The following is a 17,822-nucleotide window of genomic DNA, read 5'->3' as shown; positions in this document are numbered from 1 at the left end:
TCACTGCGCGCCTTGCGCGGTGACCAGAACCCCGCCCTAGAAGTAGACGTAACCTTCGCGCTGCAGCCGCTCGATCTCGGCACCCCCGTCCGGGACCTGGTCGATGAAGGCGGGTATGTCATCACGGGCCACGCCCCTGACATTCATCATGCCCTGGCAGATCTTCACGTCCACGATATCGAAGGCATCCAGACGCGCCGCCTGATCCACGATATCGCGGTAGCGCGCGTAATTCTTGGTGGAAAAGAACTCGACCTCGGGTCCGTGCAGGACGAGCACCACGCTGGCACCGGTCCGTCCCTGGTCCAGCAGCCGGTTGGACAGCTGCTCGGCCCGATCCAGCAATACACGCAGTTCATCCAGCGTGTGCACCGAGATATCCAGCACGGCCTGTTCCGGCAGCAGCTCGTCGGCAGTCACCGCACCGGGTACGGATGTCGGGTCCCGTTTCACGGGCAGGTTGGCATCCACCGCGGCGTGTTGTGTCGACAGCGCCAGATAGAGGCCAGCTGCCGCCACGGCCACCACTGCCAGTATGCTGAACGGCTGCTTCATACGCTCCCCCGGAGCGGCACCGGCCTGCCACCAGGCACCCGGACGCATCCCGAATCCGCGGCAGGCCGGGCTTTTCGGTTACAATGCCCTGCCCGATCCTGATCCTACTCTAGCCACTGGCCGCCAGAAACACCATGCCCGAAACCAGCCCGCGCGCCGCCGCGCTGAACCGAGACCGACCCGTTGCCGTCTGGCTGCTGGTTTGTTGCCTGATGATCTATGCCATGGTCGTCCTTGGCGGCGTCACACGGCTGACCGGCTCCGGCCTGTCCATGGTGGAATGGGACCCGATTTTCGGGATCGTACCGCCGCTGGACCAGGCCAGCTGGGAGGAAACCTTTGCGCTGTATCGCCAGTCGCCCGAATATCGCCATATCAATGCCGGCATGGATCTGGCGGGATTCAAGCGCATCTACTGGTTCGAGTTTTCGCACCGCCTGCTCGGGCGCACCATCGGTACGGTGTTCCTGCTGCCGTTTCTGTATTTCCTGGTACGCGGCCGGTTAGGTCGTCCACTGGCGCCCCGCCTCGCCGCGCTGTTCGTACTGGGCGGCCTGCAGGGCCTGCTGGGCTGGTACATGGTCAAGAGTGGACTGGTCGACGATCCGCATGTCAGCCAGTACCGGCTGAGCGCGCATCTGGGACTGGCGCTCCTGATCTACGCTTGGATGCTGCACGTCGCCCTGGGGTTATGGCACGGAGCGGAACAAGCCTTGCCCGCGGGTGCCCGCCTGCGCAGGGCCGTGCGCAGTCTGCTCGCCCTGGTATTCATCACTATCCTGTCGGGCGGATTCGTCGCCGGCCTCAAGGCCGGCCATGCCTACAACACCTTTCCGCTGATGGACGGCCACTGGATACCACAGGTGATATTCATGCTGGAACCGTGGTGGCACAATTTCTTTGAAAACATCGCCACCGTGCAGTTCGATCATCGCCTGCTGGCGACGCTGGTATTCTGCAGCGTCTGCCTGCTCTGGTTCTTCGGTCTGCGCGGCACCACCGCGCCGCCGCTGCGCCGCGGCCTGCACCTGCTGCTGGCTGCCGTCCTGCTGCAGGTCGCCCTCGGCATCTCGACCCTGCTGCTGTACGTACCGGTGCCGCTGGCTGCCACGCATCAGGCCGGTGCCGTACTGCTGCTCAGCGTACTGGTCTATCTCAACCAGCGCATGACGGGGAGCGGGGATCGGCCGGCAGTCGTTGCATGATATCGCGCGGGTTACAGAATTCGCCCTGCGCAGAGTCTGCGGGCAGACCGCTGCGGTCTGCCCGCGCCAGCGCTCAGAGACTGCTGAAGTACGCCGCGAGGTTATCGATATCCTCGTCCGAGAGCGGCTTGGCCATGGGGGACATCATGGGATCGGTGCGGGTGCCGTCACGGAAGGCCTTCAACTGCTTCACCAGGTAGCCCTCTTTTTGCCCGGCGAGGTTCGGCCACATGGGATTGCTGCTGACCCCCTCGGGGCCGTGGCAACCGGCGCAGGCTGCAGCCTTGGTCTTGCCGGCCTCGGCATCACCGGCCAACGCAGCACCCTGTATACCCAGCAAAACACCCGCGATCACCACGCTTGCTACTTTATTCATTGGATAACACTCCGTTGACTATTCATCCGTTGCTCAACCGCTGCCGCACCGTCCGACTTGGCTGGCAGGTTTCACCCCAGCCCGTATGATACAGCATGCCGTGATTTAAACCCCATTGATTAACATCAACTTATAATCAGTGATGCAGAAAACGCTGCCACCAGCGCCGGCGGTTGCCCGGCAGCACCACCGTCTGACTCATGTCGGCCGGCGGAAGTTTCGAGAGAATCCAGCCGGGCAAGGGGGGATTGTCGCTGTAGCCGCAGGAAACACCCAGATTGTGCGGATCGAAGATCTTCACGAAGGTCGGGGCATCCCGCGAATCGGTAAAGACGATCCCGCAATAATCCTCGTCATGCTCGAGCCGCAGTAACTGGAAGATTTCGGACAGAAATCTCCTGAACTGCGCATCACTGGCGGGCGCCGACGGCGGCGGCTCTCCGACGGCGTAGATATACCAGCCCCCGTCGGCATCCGCCCCCAGCGTGTCCCACAGCAGATCCAGCTGTTCCCAGCGCAGGATGTTCTCGAATCGCCCCCTGAATGCGATCCGGAAGGGATCGGGAATCTGTTCTGCCATTACCGCCTCGACCGTCAAGCAGACATACATACACTATATACTAGCGTCACTAGCGCGAGATACCGCCTTCGCCAACCGGAACTGACCGCACATGGACCCTGAATTCTGGCACGCACGCTGGACGGCCAACCAGATCGGCTTCCACCAGCAGACCGTCAATGCGCACCTCCAGCTGCACTGGCATGGACTCAGCCTGCGCCCGGGAAGCCGCGTCCTGGTACCACTTTGCGGCAAGAGTCTCGACATGATCTGGCTCAGGGAACAGGGCCACAGGGTCATCGGCATCGAGATCAGTCCATTGGCCGTGTCCGCCTTTTTCAGCGAAAACAGCCTGCCCGCCCAGGTCAGGGAGGATGCCGGATACCCGGTCTGGTCGTGTGACGGCATCGAGATTCACTGCAGCGACTTCTTCACCCTGACTACAGGACAGCTTGGCATCCTCGATGGCTGCTATGACCGGGCCGCGCTGATCGCGTTGCCAGAGGATTTGCGACAGCGTTATGCCGACCATCTCGCGCGCTTGCTACCGCCTGACAGCCGCAGCTTGCTGGTGACGATGGAATACCCGCAGCAGGAGATGAACGGCCCGCCGTTTGCGGTCGCGGCTCTGGAGGTGACCCGCCTGTTCAGCACGCACTTCGCGCTGCAACACCTGGAAGCATTCGATGCGCTGGCGGCCAACCCGGAGCTTGCAACGCGCGGCGCCAGCCAGCTGGTCGAGCACATCTGGCGGCTGCAGCGCAGCTGACCGCGGCCGGCAGGCATCAGTTACCGAGCTCAACCTCGTCGGCGACACCGTCGACCGGCAGCCCGTCTTCCAGCTCGACCATGGCACCGGGTAAAACCGTCGCGTAGAAATCATCACCGCCGCCCTGGAACTGCCCGTCGTCGCCGTCCTCAAACTCCGTGTTACGATCGGTCAACATGGTCACGCCCAGAATGGTGATGCTGCCGCCGGCAGCAGTGCCGGTTGCCGCGGTCACCGGCCCGGCCAGGACATGGCCTTCCAGCGACCTGCGCCTGATCCTCGCTGCGACGACACCGCCCGCAGCGTCCAGGAATCCCTGCACCGTTACCGGATCGCCGGGACTGAGCTGAGCCAGCGTGAATGGCGCGACCTGCGCCAGCTCGTCCTCCAACTGTGTCTGCAGATCAACCGTCACGGCGACGGACTCCTGCCCCGGGACGACATCCACACTCAACATGCCGCGCGCCGCATCGCTGCCAGCGACCACGCCGGCAAGCTTGACATCCCCGCCACGCTGCTCGATCCGTATGGCCGTGATCCTGCCGGCCGCGATCAGGCCGTCCACCTCGATCAATTGGTTGTCGCCCAGCGTCGCCGCCAGACCTGCCGGACTGTATGTCGCGCCTGTGGCATCCACGGGTACGCCGTTGACTGAAAAATTTCCGGGATCGGCGTAGCCACTCACCAGTCCCTCGATGCTGATCGCACCGCTGTAATATTCAACCTCGCTGTCATCATGCTGGATCCGGGTTGCGACGAGAACAGCAGCGCCCTGCAACAGCCCGTTGACTTCCACATACTGGCCGTTCGCGACGCTGCCCGGCAAGCCCTCGAACACGGTCGCCCCGTCGAAGGTGACGGCAAGAGTTCCGATGGTGAACGTAGCGATTCCGTCGAAATCCTCTACCTCACCCCTGACTTCCACGATCGTATCCCGGTCGTATGTACCGGCACCGACGATGCGCGTAGCCTGCAGAATACCGGCGGTATCGTAATAGCCGCTGACTTCGACGACGTCTTGCATCTGCAGGGACTGATAATCGGTAGCGACGAATACGGTGGCATTCCTGTCAACCCGTACTGCGGTACCGAGCACGTCGAAGACCTTGAACACCGCGTCGGCATCCTCCACCGGCGGCGTGGCGATCGGCCCACGGATGGCAACGTCGTAGCTGATTTCGGTTGCCACGCCGCTCACCCCGTCCGGGTTGACGGTGCCGCGCACCGTCACCACCATGCCGGCATCCAGGTATGCGGCATCGTCCGTCCCGCTGCTTTGAGTTTGCACGTCGTCGACCACGCGGATGGCTCCTGCGGTTTCGAACTCGATGCCGTTGACGAACACGCTGCCGAATCCGGTGATCGTGCCGGAGGTGATGCCAGTGCCACCGATACCACCACCCGCCATCTGCCCGGGGTCCGGGTAGCACGAAGCCAGGGTGACACATAGCGCGGCCACCGGTAACGGCAGCCATCTCTTGATGTAACCCAGTAAATGCATGATCCCGGTCTTCAGGAATCCTGCTCGTAGAAGTAGATGCCGAGACTGATGTATCTGCCGTCTGACCCGCCGTCTTCGACCTCGTGGCTGGCGAACTCGCGATCGAGCTGTTCCAGCAGCGTCTGCGCCATGCTCGCCGACATCCTGCGCAATCCGTCGACGGCCTCGGGTGCGATATCGTCGTAGGCGACCTTGCGCTGGAAACGCAGGTCATCGAATTCCGATACCAGGTTATGGTCGATCGTGGCGATCAGTTCATGCACGTCGACACCTAGGATCTCGATCTTGTCGGTTGCATCCTTGGCTGGCACATAGGCATTGCGCACCAGCTTGACCTGCTGCCCGGACACACTCACGCTGCCCGCTTCCTGCAGCATGGTGAGCATCGCCATGGTCGGGATATCGCCGCTGTAGTTCTTGACCAGACTGGCAAAGGACGTTCCGTCCCCTTCCAGCGGCAAAATGGCCGGCTTGCCGGATGCATCCAGGTAGGCAGCATCGTTTCGCCAGCCGCTGATGACCCTGATGGCACGGTTATAGCGCGCCTGCTCGAGCTTGATGTCTGCCGCACCGGATTCCTGCAGACGCCTGACTTCCTTGCGGGTGAGCCCGGTCAGCACAGAGACGCGTGACACCGTCTGCTTCTTGCCGCGCGGGGCGAAGTCACGATACGCGACGTCGACATAGGTCTTGCGCACCAGCTCTGCGAACGTGCCATAGGCCACGCCGTTGCGCAGCAGTATGCGAACCAGCGGCTGCAGCAGCTTCTGCACCGCCAGGGACATCGTCTTGTCAAAACTCTTGCTCATTCCCGGCACACGCCCATGCACTGCATCAAACCAACCACACCGGGCCGGGCACTAACGCGCAGCGACTGCCGCTGTCTGATCGGCCACCTGACCCGCATCCTTCCTCGCACGCGACGGTGGTCAGAAGTCTGCCCGATAGCCGAGATTGACGAACCAGCTCTTCGATTTGGACGATCCCGCCACGATCTCGCGGTCTGACCATTCGCCGCCCAGCTCGCCTTCCAGCCTGAAACGGCGCTTGATGCTGTAGGTGAGCCGTGCCGAGGGGCGATAGATGAACTGCTCCGTGTTGTCATCGTTCTTGCGGAAGTCGACCCTGAAGCGCGGGTTGACCCGGAAGTCGCGGGTCACGGGATAGCGAGTATTGAGAGACAGCGAGGTGGTATCCGAGGTGGTCGCATCGATAAAGCGCAGCCCGATGATCGTGACATCGCCTTCCTTCAGCAGGTTGCTGCCGATCAGCTGCAGGTTGTAATAGAACTCGTTGTCGGTGCCGGGCACAACCGCGACACCGCCCGATGACACGGTATCGGATAGCTTGGACAGCGTGACATCGCCGCTGACCTGCAGTTTCTCGGTTATCGGCCTGGAGACACCCAGCGTTCCGAGCCTGGCGGTGGCTGTCCGATCCTGGGCGAACTGGAACAGTTCATCCTGGGTGAAGAACACCAGCATTTCCTCGATGGTGGTGAGCGGCGTGATGTTGTCGTTCGGATTCAGCGCGCCCTGCAGAGCGTTACTGGTCGTCAGGATCGGGCTGTTGCGGTAATCGAGCACGATGTTGAATGTGGTCTTGCTTGCGGTGGTCCAGTTACCGAGCAGCTGGGCCGTGTTCACGATCTGATAGAAGATATCGTAGTCGACCAGGGTGAAGAACGAGCGATTGACATCGAAGTAGCGCAGTTCACCGCCGACGGCGCGCCGGTCGAGTATGGTGTCCGCCTTCTGCTCGATATAGAACGCGCTGGCGTCCCAGCCCTCCAGGAAATCCTCAAGTTCGAAGTTGACGCCGTAGAAGTACTGACTGCTGTCGAACCCGTCACGCGAGGAGTCGACCGGAAAACCGGTCGTGGCAGCCATGCTCAGCTTGCGGGTCAGCGGCACATCCAGCAGCAGACCATCGAAGCGCCCGAGCACGCCACCGGTGCTGCGCGACTGGCGGCCAAGCCGCATGGCCAGCCGGTTGTTTCTGTTGGTCGCATCGAAGTATAGCGAGCTCACCGTTGTCTCGCTGTCTTCGCCGCTATTTAGAAAATCGTACAGATAACCGCCGGCGAAACGGGTGCGCAGCTCGTAATCGCCGGTTTTCAGACGCCCGGTAATATCGAGATCGGACGACAGCGACGATTGGGTCACGGTCGTCAGTTTTTCGTCTTCATTGAGCTGCGAGGTGTTCTCGTCGCGACGATAGAACTGCGAAAAGCCGCCGAACACATCCCATTCGGCGCCTGTCGTCTCGCGGCCCTTGGCCGCCTGCAGCTTGCCTTTCGGTGCCTTGGTCGCCGTCACCAGTCCGGCCAGTCGCTGCTTGACGCGGTCAGCCCCCTCGCCTTCAGGATAGCGCTCCAGATAACTGTCGTACGCCGCCTTGGCCTGTGCCAGCTGTCCCTTGCGCTCACGCGCAAGTCCGAGATATTCAAGCGCATCGCGGCTCGAGGCGTTCTCCGGATAATCGAGCACCTTGGTATAGAGGCGAATCGCGCCGTCATAATCCTTGTCCGTCATCAGCCGTTCCGCCTCGGCCATGACCTCGCCCATCTTTTCCAGTTCCGAAGCAGTGACGCGCCCGCCAACCCGGGCGGCCGGACTCGGCTCTGGCGGTGGTGCCGGCTCGGCCCTGCGCGCTGACACACGGGCAGTACTACCGTCCATCGCGGTAGCGGCGGATTCCTCCCTTTCCTCGGGAGAGACACGGGTGAGCCAGGCACCCGGGAAATAAGGACCGATTTGCTGCAATACCTGCTCGGCCTCCTCCTTGCTGGAGAAAAAGCCAAGCCGCAACCGGCTCCAGGGCTTGCCGTCCTTCTGGAATTCCGTGGTATAGACCCGGTAGACCTGGAGTATGTCGAGTTCGGGCAGCTCGGCTGCGGTGAAAGGCTGCATCGAGGACGCCAGGTTAATGGCATAGGAGAAGGTTCTGGCGGCGGCACCTGCCTCACCGCCACGCATGACCGGCTCACGGACATCCGGCACCGCAGCGCCCTTGTGACGCACCGTTATCGCGATCTGACGCAGATCCGGGCTGGGCGGGATTTCGAACTCGACCTCCTCCTCGAACTGGAGATTGACGATGGCGGTCGCAAAGCCGGAACTCTCATAGCTGATTTCCGTCAGCGGCACCTCCTCATCCGCGCTCCACTGGATGGTTTCGTCGCCGAACAGCACATCCGCCTCGGCACCCAGCGTTGCCACCGGCTCGACGAAAATGCGGATGAAATCCCCGGATCGTTCGGGCGCGAATCGCTTGACCTGCATGGGGACGTTCATGTAGAGCCGCACCGTCGAATAACCCTCGGCGTGCGTCACGTCCACGTGATCCAGCACACTGATGCGTGCCTGAGCCGCCGCCGCACACAGCATCAGTATGAATCCTGCCAGTTGCCTGGCCAGGCCTGGCCGTAGTCTCCTCGCGCTTGTCATGTTTTTTCTCTTAGATCTGGTTGATGTAAACACTTCACCCGACATCATCCGGGAATCGTGCCGGTTCCGCAGGTTCACGCCACCCGCGCCGTGACTGGACTGCCTGCCGGCCGCAACGCGTGCGCCCATCTTGATGCCGCGGGATTCCATCCGCCGGCCCTCGCATCCGGCTGCGTTACGTGACTTGTCCGCACCGCCCGGTAACCAACCGGCGCCTGCAGAGTATATCCCGTATTGGTACAAGGCCAGCATCCGCGCACATGCCGTTACGCCGCATGCCCCGCGCCACTATGTCACAGCCGCCATATGGTGCGGGCGGAAGCCATTGCCGCAGCCGTCTAAGGCCAACCATCGCACTGCCTCACCCACGGTGCCTAGAAGCTGCTGGCACTGACCCGGTGACAGCCGCTGGCGCCACAATCGCGGTCGACACTGACCGAGCGGTTACGGTGATCACCAGCATTGTATTGGTTGGCATGGCAACCCGCACAATCCGGCTGGTAAGCCGGGAACTGCCAGGGGATGACCTGGCTGTTGCTGGTATGGCAGGCGCTGCAGGGCGGGTTGCCGCGGTGATCGCCCGGATAGTTGCCGCCGCTGTGCACGAAGATCAGCGGTGTCCAGTTGTTGGTGCTGTGGCACTCGTCGCACTGCAGCGTGGTCGTGAAATGGTTCGACGCCTTGCCGGTCGCCGAGGTGCCGTTGTGACAGCTCGAGCACGAACCCGTGACCAGACTGTGGTCGAAACTCGCAGGAATCCAGGCAATGGTGGTATGGCAGTCGTCGCACTGGCCAGAGGTCTGGATATGCGTCGGCGACTTGCCGGTCGCGGTGGTGCCGTTGTGGCAGGTCGAGCAGGGGGATGTCACGCCGCTGTGATCGAACACCGCAGGTGTCCACGCATTCGTGGTATGGCAATCGTCGCAGGTATTGCTCGTGGCCAGGTGATTGGCGGACTTGCCGGGCGCGGTGGTGCCGTTGTGGCAGCTGAAGCAGGTACCGAGCACGTCGGCATGGTCGACCCGCAGCGCCGGCGCGAAGGTCGTCGTGCTGTGACAGTCCTCGCAGGTGTTGGTGGTCTGGATGTGCGTGCTGTTCTTGCCGGTCGCGGTAGTCCCGTTGTGGCAGGAGAAACAGCTGCCGGTCACACTGCTGTGATCGAACACCGCCGAGGTCCAGGAGGTGGTGTTGTGGCAGTCGTCGCAGGTGTTGCCGCTGGCGATGTGCGTCGAAGACTTGCCGATTGCCGTGGTGCCGTTGGGCTGCTGAAGCAGGTACCGAGCACGTCGGCATGGTCGACCCGCAGCGCCGGCGCGAAGGTCGTCGTGCTGTGACAGTCCTCGCAGGTGTTGGTGCTGGATGTGCGTGCTGTTCTTGCCGGTCGCGGAGCTGCCGTTATGGCAGGAGAAACAGCTGCCGGTCACACCGCTGTGATCGAACACCACCGAGGTCCAGGACGTGGTGTTGTGGCAGTCGTCGCAGGTGTTGCTGCTGGCAATGTGCGTCGAAGACTTGCCGATTGCCGTGGTGCCGTTGTGGCAACTGAAGCAGGTCGAGCACGTCGGCATGGTCGACCCGCAGCGCCGGCGCGAAGGTCGTCGTGCTGTGGCAATCCTCGCAGGCACTCGTGGTCTGGATGTGCGTGCTGTTCTTGCCGGTCGCGGAGCTGCCGTTATGGCAGGACGCGCAGTTGCCGGTCACGCCACTGTGGTCGAACACCACCAGGTCAGGACGTGGTGTTGTGGCGGTCGTCGCAGGTGCTGCTGGCAATGTGCGTCGAACTTGCCGATTGCCGTGGTGCCGTTGTGGCAACTGAAGCAGGTCCCGAGCACGTCGGCATGGTCGACCCGCAGCGCCGGCGCGAAGGTCGTCGTGCTGTGGCAATCCTCGCAGGCACTCGTGGTCTGGATGTGCGTGCTGTTCTTGCCGGTCGCGGAGCTGCCGTTATGGCAGGACGCGCAGTTGCCGGTCACGCCACTGTGGTCGAGCCACCGAGGTCCAGGACGTGGTGTTGTGGCAGTCGTCACAGGTGTTGCTGCTGGCAATGTGCGTCGGGAACTTGCCGATTGCCATGGTGCCGTTGTGGCAACTGAAGCAGGTCCCGAGCACGTCGGCATGGTCGACCCGCAGCGCCGGGGCGAAGGCTGTCGTGTTGTGGCAGGATTCACAACTGTTCGTGGTCTGGATGTGCGAGCTATTCTTGCCGGTCGCGGAAGTCCCGTTATGGCAAGACGAACAACTGCCGGTTACGCCGCTGTGGTCGAACACCGCCGAGGTCCAGGTATTGGTATTGTGGCAGTCGTCGCAGGTATTGCTGCTGGCTATATGATTACTCGACTTGCCCGAGGCGACCGAGCCGTTGTGACAGCTGAAGCAGGTGCCCAGGACCTGACTGTGATCCGGATGCTGCACCCCCGTCCAAGCCGTCGTGCCATGGCAGGATTCACAACTGTTCGTGGTATTGATATGCGCACTGTTCTTGCCGGTCGCGGAAGTCCCGTTATGGCATGTCGAGCAATTTCCCGTCACACCAGAATGGTCAAACGTGACTGCGGCCCAAGATGAGGTGTTGTGGCAGTCGTCGCAGGTATTGCTACTGGCAATGTGATTCGTGGTCTTGCCACCCGCCGTGCTGCCGTTGTGACAGCTGAAGCAGGTACCGACAACCTCGGCATGATCTGGATGCACGACCGGCTTCCAGACGTTTGTGGCATGACAGGCTTCGCAGTTATTGCTCGTGTTGATATGCGCGACGTTCTTGCCGGTAGCGGTACTGCCGTTGTGACAGGTTGAACAACTGCCCGTGATACCGGCATGGTCGAACAGCGCCGGAATCCAGGCACTGGTGCTGTGGCACTCGTCGCAGGTGTTGGAACTGGTCACATGCGTCGCTTTCTTACCTGTAGCGCGCGAACCGTTGTGACAGCTGAAACAGCTGCCTGGCTGGACGCCACTGTGGTCAAATACGGCAGTGGTCCAGCTGAACGGCGTATGACAGGTCTCGCAGTCCTGTGTGGTGCTGATGTGACCTGGCGATTTTCCGGTCGCCTTCTTGCCGTCATGGCAGCTCGCGCAACTCCCGGTCACAACATCGTGATTCATCCTCGAAAGCGGCACCCACTGCTGACTTGTGTGACATTCCTCGCAGATAGGCATGGTCTTTATATGGTCTGCCGACATGCTCTGTCCGGACATGCGACTGCCTGCCGAATGACACGCAACGCACTGCGTTGGCGTGCCACGGAACACACCCTGCAAGTGGCAACTGGAGCAATCCGCAATTGCATGCGCCCCTTCCAGCACGAATCCCGTGGTCGCATGATCGAAACCACCCGACTGGGTACTTGCAGCAGCTGCAGTCGTTGCCGCAACCTTCACCAGACCACCGCCGCTGGCCGCTGTCGCGGTGGCTGTCTTGGTATCGCTTGAAAACCAGTTCAACGGTGATAATTGTTTCAGGCTGCCGAAAAATGACTTCTCCTGCGCCGGTGCAACCGCCACAGGTGCCGTAGCCGTACTGCCTGCAGTCACGCCGGGCTCGGCAGCGGCAACCTTGGTGACACTACCGGACCCGGTATCTGCATGCATCACCGCGGGCAACGCCCTTCCCGCGGTCGCCGGCAACGGCCTTGTCGCTGGCGCAGGCACTGCAACGGCCCCGACTGCGCCTGTTGCAACGGCGGCGCGCCCGTTAGCGGAAGCCATCGGTGGTTTAGTGTTTGAATTCGCCTGCCGTACAGAAGGCGCTTTGCCTGGCGTTACAGGCGCCGGTGCCGATACTGTGGATTTTTCCGATCGTGCACCTTGCTTCTTACCACCAAACCAGTTGGCTGGCGAGAGCTTGCTGAAGAAGCCGCTTACACTTTCACGCAGACCGCCGGTGGCGGGAGGCGCTTTCTCCATGGCCGGTGCCGCCACCTGCGCGACAGCGGCCGGCGGCATGGCCGGCACCGCGGCCTTGCTCGACAATGCCCGGGTCACAGCGGACTTCCGGTCGAGCGAGGAGACGGTGGTGACCTGCGCACCAGGGAAACGGTCCGCCAGCGACCGGGCAGCCGCCAGGGCCTCAGCCTTGGTGCTGAAAAATCCGAGCCGCAGCTGCTGCCATTCCTGGCCATCCTTACTGAAGGTGGTCGTGTAGGCGCGCTGTACATTGGGAAGATCGAGGTCGCCGACAACATCGTCATCGAAGCCGCGGCTGGTTGACGCGAGCCTGATAACATATCCTTCTGCAACAACCTCGTCACGGGCGTATCCGGCACCCGCATACAGTGTGGCGACGATGATCCCCAGCAAGACTGCAACAGTCAGCCTCGACCAAGTCCTGCGTGAGGACGATGACAGATCTTCGATTCGATTTTTCGCGGGCACGCAAATCATACTTTACCCCCCTGGAGTCTGGTTGCCGCTGCTCCGGGCTCTATCTCATTTGTACTGTCTCAAATGACTCGGTGTTGTGGCAGCGCTCGCAGAAGCGCCCGAATCTGCCTTCATGCACATCATCGTCGCGATGGCAGGAATTGCAGGACGAACTCTGCCTGACCTTGTTCTTGGCAGGCTGTGTATGGCACGACTCGCAAACAAGCCCTTTGTGACCGCCATCGAGCTTGAATTCCGTCTGCCTGTCATGATCGAATTCCCAGAGCGCCCAGGCATTCGGGTTGTGACACAGTGCACAGGCTATTCCCAGTTTACGCTCGTGGACATCGTCATCGCCGTGACAATCATTGCAGTCCGCACTCGTATCCTTGTACACGGCAGACAGGTGGCATTCCTCGCAAGGCGCTACCGCATGCAGGCCGATCAGCGGGAATCGCGTCATGTCATGGTCAAAGCGTATCTTTTCCGACCAGCTCTTCTCGTTATGGCATTTCGCGCATTCCTTGCCCTGCTTTCCCGCATGCACATCGTTGTCCTTGTGACAGTCCACACACTCTACGCCCAGCGTCTCGTCCTCGAGCTCACCTCTGTGGCAGGCGCTGCACAGCAGGTCGACATGCTTCCCGCGCAATGGAAAATCAGTTTCCCTGTCATGATCGAACTTGACCTTGCCCCAGCCATCCGTGCGATGGCATGAGTCGCACTTCTCACCGTACTGCCCCCTGTGCTCATCGTCATTGCGATGGCAGGAAATGCAGTCTGTTCCGATATCCTCGTCGAACAGATTGCCACCATGGCATGTATCACAGGCGACATTTTCATGCTTTCCGGTCAGGGGATAATCGGTGTTTTTGTCATGGTCAAACACGATCTTTTTCCAGCCTGACTCCCGATGACAGTCATCGCACTTCTTGCCGTATCTACCGGCATGCACATCACTCAACAAATGGCATTCCACGCAGGTATCCGGCGTGCCCTCGTAGCGCTGCCCTGCGTGACAACTGTTGCATGCAACGTCCTCGTGCTTCCCGCGCAGCTTGAAATCCGTCTCATCGTGATTGAAATCCTGCTTTTTCCAGCTTTTCACATCATGGCAATCTTCACACTTCTCTCCCAGATTGCCCTTGTGTGAATCGTCGTCCTTATGGCAACTGATGCACGTCTGCGGCGCCTCGCGGTATTTCTTCTCCTGCTCGTGACAATCATCGCATTCAGCGCTGACATGCATGCCCTTGAGCGGATAGTCGGTCTCGTCATGATCGAATGTTTCCTTGCTGAATTTCATGACATTCGCGTCGCGCCCCAGGTGATCCTCATGGCAGGTACTGCACTTGGCATCGCCGGCACCACTCAGGCCGTGAAAGCCACGCTTCGCCTTGACGTCATCAGCCACCTCCTCATGACAGTCGAGACACAGAGTGCTCTGACTTTCCTTGCTGAAAGGACGATGGCACTTCTTGCATTCCTTCTCGTACTTGGCATGACCTTCTATCAGTTCGCCCGGCATCACCAGCGATTCGATATCGATGGCGTGCGCCTGCCGCATCGCACACATCAACACCAGCGACAGGCATACCAGGACGAGCGCGAGCGCTTTTTTTGCCAATGCATCGGTCACGGATATCAGTAAAAATGGACTGCGTATACATGAATGACACCCGCAACCAGCATCATCAGGAACAGCGGCAGATGCAAAACATGCCAGAAGCCGAACAGGCGCTCAAAGAATGTGAAGCCGGCAACGCGGCGGATTGATTCCATATACAGACGCAGGTAGTAGCTGCTCGAAATCCGCAGCCTGCGAATCTCTTCTGGATTGAGCCTGTCACGCAGGATGATGGCATTCTGCGCATTCCGCAGCCGCATTCTGGCCAGCAGCGCATACCAGCGGGAAAGCACCGAAATATGCGCAATATGCCAGATACCGCCAACCAGACTATGGGGCTGCCGCAGTGTCTTTTGCTCCAGGATTGTCAATCGGTCCTGCAGACCGGGATCCGCAGCAAAAACCCTGTGCATGTAGGCCTTGATCACGATCGCGTCACTGTTAAGACGCTCCAGGTCCGCTTTTCGCCCATAAAGTCCGTAGTGAATCCTGGTGTAGAAATAGCGACCCAGGAGGCCACTCGAGGCAACCAGCAGCATACTGAACAGGGCTATTGTCCCGTTCATCGAACCAAGCTGGAAATTGCAGTGATAGAGAATGAGTACAGGAGCCAATACACCGATGATCATGTGCATCCGGAACCAGTGCTTGACTTTACCTACCCTTCTCATCCAGCTGACGTGTTTGCGCAATGGATAGAGCAGCAACAACACCATCAGGCTGCCGCCGATGATTCCCAGCGCATAACCGACACCATCTTCCGGAGAAAGATACACATCGCCGCGCCGTAACCAGCCGTAGGCAATCACAGCAATGACCAGCACGTAGTACATCAGGGTGTGCCAGCGGTCGCCCAGGAGCGAGCGCAGTCTTGCATCACGCTCCGTGTTACGCTGCTTGCCTGCGGCACGTTTCGCAGTATTATCGCGCGTTGCCACCCGTCCCTGGATGGTGGTCGTCATAGTTGCTGACATATCAACCCTCTCCTGCAGGGCCATTTACCTGCATCAAAACAGACTGATCTATCGTTACTTCCACTGCTTCCTCGCTACCAACATTCACCAGCGCACTGAAGCCCTCCAGGTCCCCTTCGTGCGCCACAGCATCACCCGTGGCTGTCAGCCTCGCCCCCACGATCACCTGGCCGTAACTGGATAGCTTAATTTCTGGATTCATCGCAGCCGAATCATCCAATACAAACTCAAACGGCAATTCACTCGCAGGTTTGCGCAGGACGGCGACAGGCATGCGCGGCCCTGAAACCGCACGCGCGAAAACAAAAACTGTCTCGTTGCCCACCACCTTGCCAGATAGCGCCGGGTCAAGCCTTACAACACCGCGTATCACTGCCTCTGCTACAGGCGCGTTGGCAGACTGCTGGTAACCCAGCGCCGCTGCCTTTTCGAAAGCCGCGCCAGCCTCCTCGTGTCGACCGAGAAATTCATAGGAACGGCCAAGCAGATTCCAACCTGCCGCATCATCCGGTTCCCGCTCGAGCCGCTGCTCCAGCTTCTGGAGCATATCCGCCACGGATGGCAGGCTGTTGGCTCCTGGTGACGTTGCTGACTTATCGACGGACTGCAACTGTACAGGCGACTCGTGTTCATCCGAGCCGGCACCGCCGGCTGCCAGATACATACCCAGGGCGGCGAACACCAAAGCGATTGTTCCAAGCAAGGCTTTCTTCATATTCGTTCTCGCCAGCAGCGCGTACCTCGATACGCGACATTCTCAACTTCATGCAGCCGTCCGCCGTCAGTGGCAGCGTGATGTCGTCCAATCAATCGCCAGCCTTATGGCCTCCGGTCAGGCTGCATCCTCGCCTGGCGGATGTTGCGCCCAGCTGCATAACTCTGGACTTGATCCACACCAGACCGCTGCACGACGACCATTTCCTAGCGTCCGCATACACATTTCCTGAAGTCATCAGCAGTCTCACCCAGCAGACCAAAACACCATCAGGGCAACTGTGACGGACTTCACGTTTTGGGAATATATTCCCATATATTGAAGATTGCAAATTTTCTCCCGATAATACCCAGCCAAGCGGTTCGAAATAAAAAACCCTTTTAAACGACTGGGTTTAGCAGAGACTAGAATTGATATGTTTGATAGCTCGACAGTTTTCTACCTCAGCATCATGCTCGGCATTTGGTCGACTTATTTGTATATGCGCCAGCGCAAGCAGCGCCTGGCCCTGCGTGAACTGCAGGAAGCCCAGGAAGCCGGACTGCTGCAACCAGCCTCCCTGCATCCGCTCATCGACAAGAATCTCTGCATCGGCTGTCGCTCATGCATCAGCGCCTGCCCGGAGCACAATGTACTCGGGCTGATCCGCAACAAGGCCGAACTGATCAACCCGGCACACTGTATCGGTCATGGCGCCTGCAAGACCGCCTGCCCCATGGGGGCCATCAAGCTGGTATTCGGAACGTCAGAACGCGGTGTTGATATCCCGCTGGTTGCGCCCGACTTTCAGACCAACGTTCCCGGCATATACATTGCCGGCGAACTGGGCGGAATGGGGCTGATTCGCAACGCCATCGAGCAGGGTCGGCAGGCCATGGAGTCCATAGTCAAATCCGGCCGCAAGGGGGCGCCAAAGCAGCTCGATGTTCTCATTGTCGGCGCCGGACCGGCCGGCATCTCCGCAACACTGGGTGCGAAGGAAAGCAAACTGAACTACAAGACCATCGAACAGGATTCACTGGGAGGCACAGTCGCGCATTTCCCGCGCGGTAAGATCGTCATGACCGCCCCGGTCAAACTCCCCCTGGTCGGAATGATGGATTTTCGCGAGGTGACCAAGGAAAAACTGCTCAAATTCTGGACCGAAGTCATAAGCAAGACCGGTATCGAGATCAGTTTCGGTGAACGTGTGGAATCTATAGAGCGGAGTGACAACGGCTTCATCGTTACTACCTCGAATGGCGACTACAGCACGTCTTGCGTGCTGCTTGCCATCGGCAGACGCGGTACGCCACGCAAGCTCGGCGTACCCGGGGAGGAATCAACCAAGGTTGTCTACAGGCTCATCGATCCGGAGCAGTACCGCAAACACAATGTCCTGGTAGTTGGCGGGGGTGATAGTGCGCTGGACGCAGCAGCGAGCATTGCCGAGCAGCCAGACACCAAGGTCTCTATATCTTACCGCAGCGACTCCTTCTCCCGCGCCAAGCAGAAGAACCGCAACAGGGTTTCCAGCCTGCAAGCCGCCGGAAAACTCGATGTACTCATGTCTTCCAATGTCAAGCAAATCGGGGCGAAGAACGTCGAAATCGAACACCAAGGCAATATCGTCACCATCGATAATGATGCAGTCATCATCTGCGCCGGCGGTGTCCTACCGACACCGTTCCTGAAGAAGACCGGTATCGAGGTTGAGACTAAATATGGGACTGAATGACACAGCACCATCCACC

Annotated in this window: 16 protein-coding genes; 4 read left to right on the top strand and 12 right to left on the bottom strand. The window is 60.1% G+C overall.

The window, feature by feature from the left end; genetic code table 11:
• Positions 1 to 36 precede the first annotated feature (36 nt).
• Positions 37 to 555, bottom strand: coding sequence for a DsrE family protein (locus tag R3F42_04965; GenBank protein ID MEZ5541377.1), 519 nt, complete (start codon positions 553 to 555; stop codon positions 37 to 39).
• A 134-nt stretch (positions 556 to 689) separates the two neighbouring features.
• Between R3F42_04965 and R3F42_04960 the strand changes: the two genes are divergently transcribed.
• Positions 690 to 1,760 carry a COX15/CtaA family protein gene (locus R3F42_04960; GenBank protein MEZ5541376.1) on the top strand — a complete coding sequence of 357 codons (1,071 nt, stop codon included), beginning with the start codon at positions 690 to 692 and terminating at the stop codon, positions 1,758 to 1,760.
• A gap of 73 nt (positions 1,761 to 1,833) precedes the next feature.
• Here the strand turns inward: R3F42_04960 and R3F42_04955 are convergent, their stop codons facing one another.
• Both R3F42_04955 and R3F42_04950 read right to left on the bottom strand, forming a co-directional pair.
• Positions 1,834 to 2,136, bottom strand: a complete 303-nt coding sequence (locus R3F42_04955) for a cytochrome c (GenBank protein ID MEZ5541375.1) — start codon at positions 2,134 to 2,136, stop codon at positions 1,834 to 1,836.
• Positions 2,137 to 2,272: 136 nt separating this feature from the next.
• Positions 2,273 to 2,716, bottom strand: coding sequence for a hypothetical protein (locus tag R3F42_04950; protein MEZ5541374.1), 444 nt, complete (start codon positions 2,714 to 2,716; stop codon positions 2,273 to 2,275).
• Positions 2,717 to 2,807: 91 nt separating this feature from the next.
• On the opposite strand from R3F42_04950, the gene R3F42_04945 reads away from it, so the two are divergent.
• Complete coding sequence (locus R3F42_04945; GenBank protein MEZ5541373.1) at positions 2,808 to 3,464, top strand: thiopurine S-methyltransferase; 657 nt, start codon at positions 2,808 to 2,810, stop codon at positions 3,462 to 3,464.
• 16 nt (positions 3,465 to 3,480) lie between these two features.
• Here R3F42_04945 and R3F42_04940 read toward each other — a convergent pair whose 3' ends face one another.
• The 6 genes from R3F42_04940 to R3F42_04915 form a co-directional block, all read right to left on the bottom strand.
• On the bottom strand, positions 3,481 to 4,965 hold the full coding sequence (locus R3F42_04940) for a DUF5666 domain-containing protein (protein MEZ5541372.1): 1,485 nt from the start codon (positions 4,963 to 4,965) through the stop codon (positions 3,481 to 3,483).
• Positions 4,966 to 4,976: 11 nt separating this feature from the next.
• Positions 4,977 to 5,774 carry a DUF6502 family protein gene (locus tag R3F42_04935; GenBank protein MEZ5541371.1) on the bottom strand — a complete coding sequence of 266 codons (798 nt, stop codon included), beginning with the start codon at positions 5,772 to 5,774 and terminating at the stop codon, positions 4,977 to 4,979.
• 120 nt (positions 5,775 to 5,894) lie between these two features.
• Positions 5,895 to 8,354 (bottom strand): tetratricopeptide repeat protein, encoded by a 2,460-nt coding sequence (locus R3F42_04930; GenBank protein MEZ5541370.1) that lies wholly within the window; start codon positions 8,352 to 8,354, stop codon positions 5,895 to 5,897.
• 434 nt (positions 8,355 to 8,788) lie between these two features.
• The gene (locus R3F42_04925; protein MEZ5541369.1) at positions 8,789 to 9,982 is read right to left on the bottom strand and encodes a cytochrome c3 family protein; all 1,194 of its coding nucleotides are present in this window, start codon (positions 9,980 to 9,982) and stop codon (positions 8,789 to 8,791) included.
• A 129-nt stretch (positions 9,983 to 10,111) separates the two neighbouring features.
• Positions 10,112 to 10,387: a hypothetical protein gene (locus R3F42_04920; protein MEZ5541368.1), complete on the bottom strand. Its 276-nt coding sequence runs from the start codon at positions 10,385 to 10,387 to the stop codon at positions 10,112 to 10,114.
• Positions 10,359 to 11,594: a cytochrome c3 family protein gene (locus R3F42_04915; protein MEZ5541367.1), complete on the bottom strand. Its 1,236-nt coding sequence runs from the start codon at positions 11,592 to 11,594 to the stop codon at positions 10,359 to 10,361. The genes R3F42_04920 and R3F42_04915 overlap by 29 nt, the downstream gene beginning before the upstream one ends.
• A gap of 235 nt (positions 11,595 to 11,829) precedes the next feature.
• Here R3F42_04915 and R3F42_04910 point away from each other — a divergent pair, with 235 nt between their 5' ends.
• Positions 11,830 to 12,555, top strand: coding sequence for a hypothetical protein (locus R3F42_04910; GenBank protein MEZ5541366.1), 726 nt, complete (start codon positions 11,830 to 11,832; stop codon positions 12,553 to 12,555).
• Positions 12,556 to 12,834: 279 nt separating this feature from the next.
• Here R3F42_04910 and R3F42_04905 read toward each other — a convergent pair whose 3' ends face one another.
• From R3F42_04905 to R3F42_04895, 3 genes are read right to left on the bottom strand one after another with little or no spacing between them, the layout of a single operon-like run.
• The gene (locus R3F42_04905) at positions 12,835 to 14,412 is read right to left on the bottom strand and encodes a cytochrome C (GenBank protein ID MEZ5541365.1); all 1,578 of its coding nucleotides are present in this window, start codon (positions 14,410 to 14,412) and stop codon (positions 12,835 to 12,837) included.
• Between the two features lie 5 nt (positions 14,413 to 14,417).
• Positions 14,418 to 15,362 (bottom strand): hypothetical protein, encoded by a 945-nt coding sequence (locus R3F42_04900; GenBank protein ID MEZ5541364.1) that lies wholly within the window; start codon positions 15,360 to 15,362, stop codon positions 14,418 to 14,420.
• Positions 15,363 to 15,375: 13 nt separating this feature from the next.
• Positions 15,376 to 16,089 carry a hypothetical protein gene (locus R3F42_04895; GenBank protein MEZ5541363.1) on the bottom strand — a complete coding sequence of 238 codons (714 nt, stop codon included), beginning with the start codon at positions 16,087 to 16,089 and terminating at the stop codon, positions 15,376 to 15,378.
• A 415-nt stretch (positions 16,090 to 16,504) separates the two neighbouring features.
• Between R3F42_04895 and R3F42_04890 the strand changes: the two genes are divergently transcribed.
• Positions 16,505 to 17,806 (top strand): NAD(P)-binding domain-containing protein, encoded by a 1,302-nt coding sequence (locus R3F42_04890; protein ID MEZ5541362.1) that lies wholly within the window; start codon positions 16,505 to 16,507, stop codon positions 17,804 to 17,806.
• Positions 17,807 to 17,822: the final 16 nt, after the last annotated feature.

The organism is Pseudomonadota bacterium, assembly GCA_041395565.1.
In the GTDB taxonomy this organism is placed as follows: Bacteria; Pseudomonadota; Gammaproteobacteria; order UBA9214; family UBA9214; genus UBA9214.
This window is presented reverse-complemented; position numbering and strand designations above follow the sequence as displayed.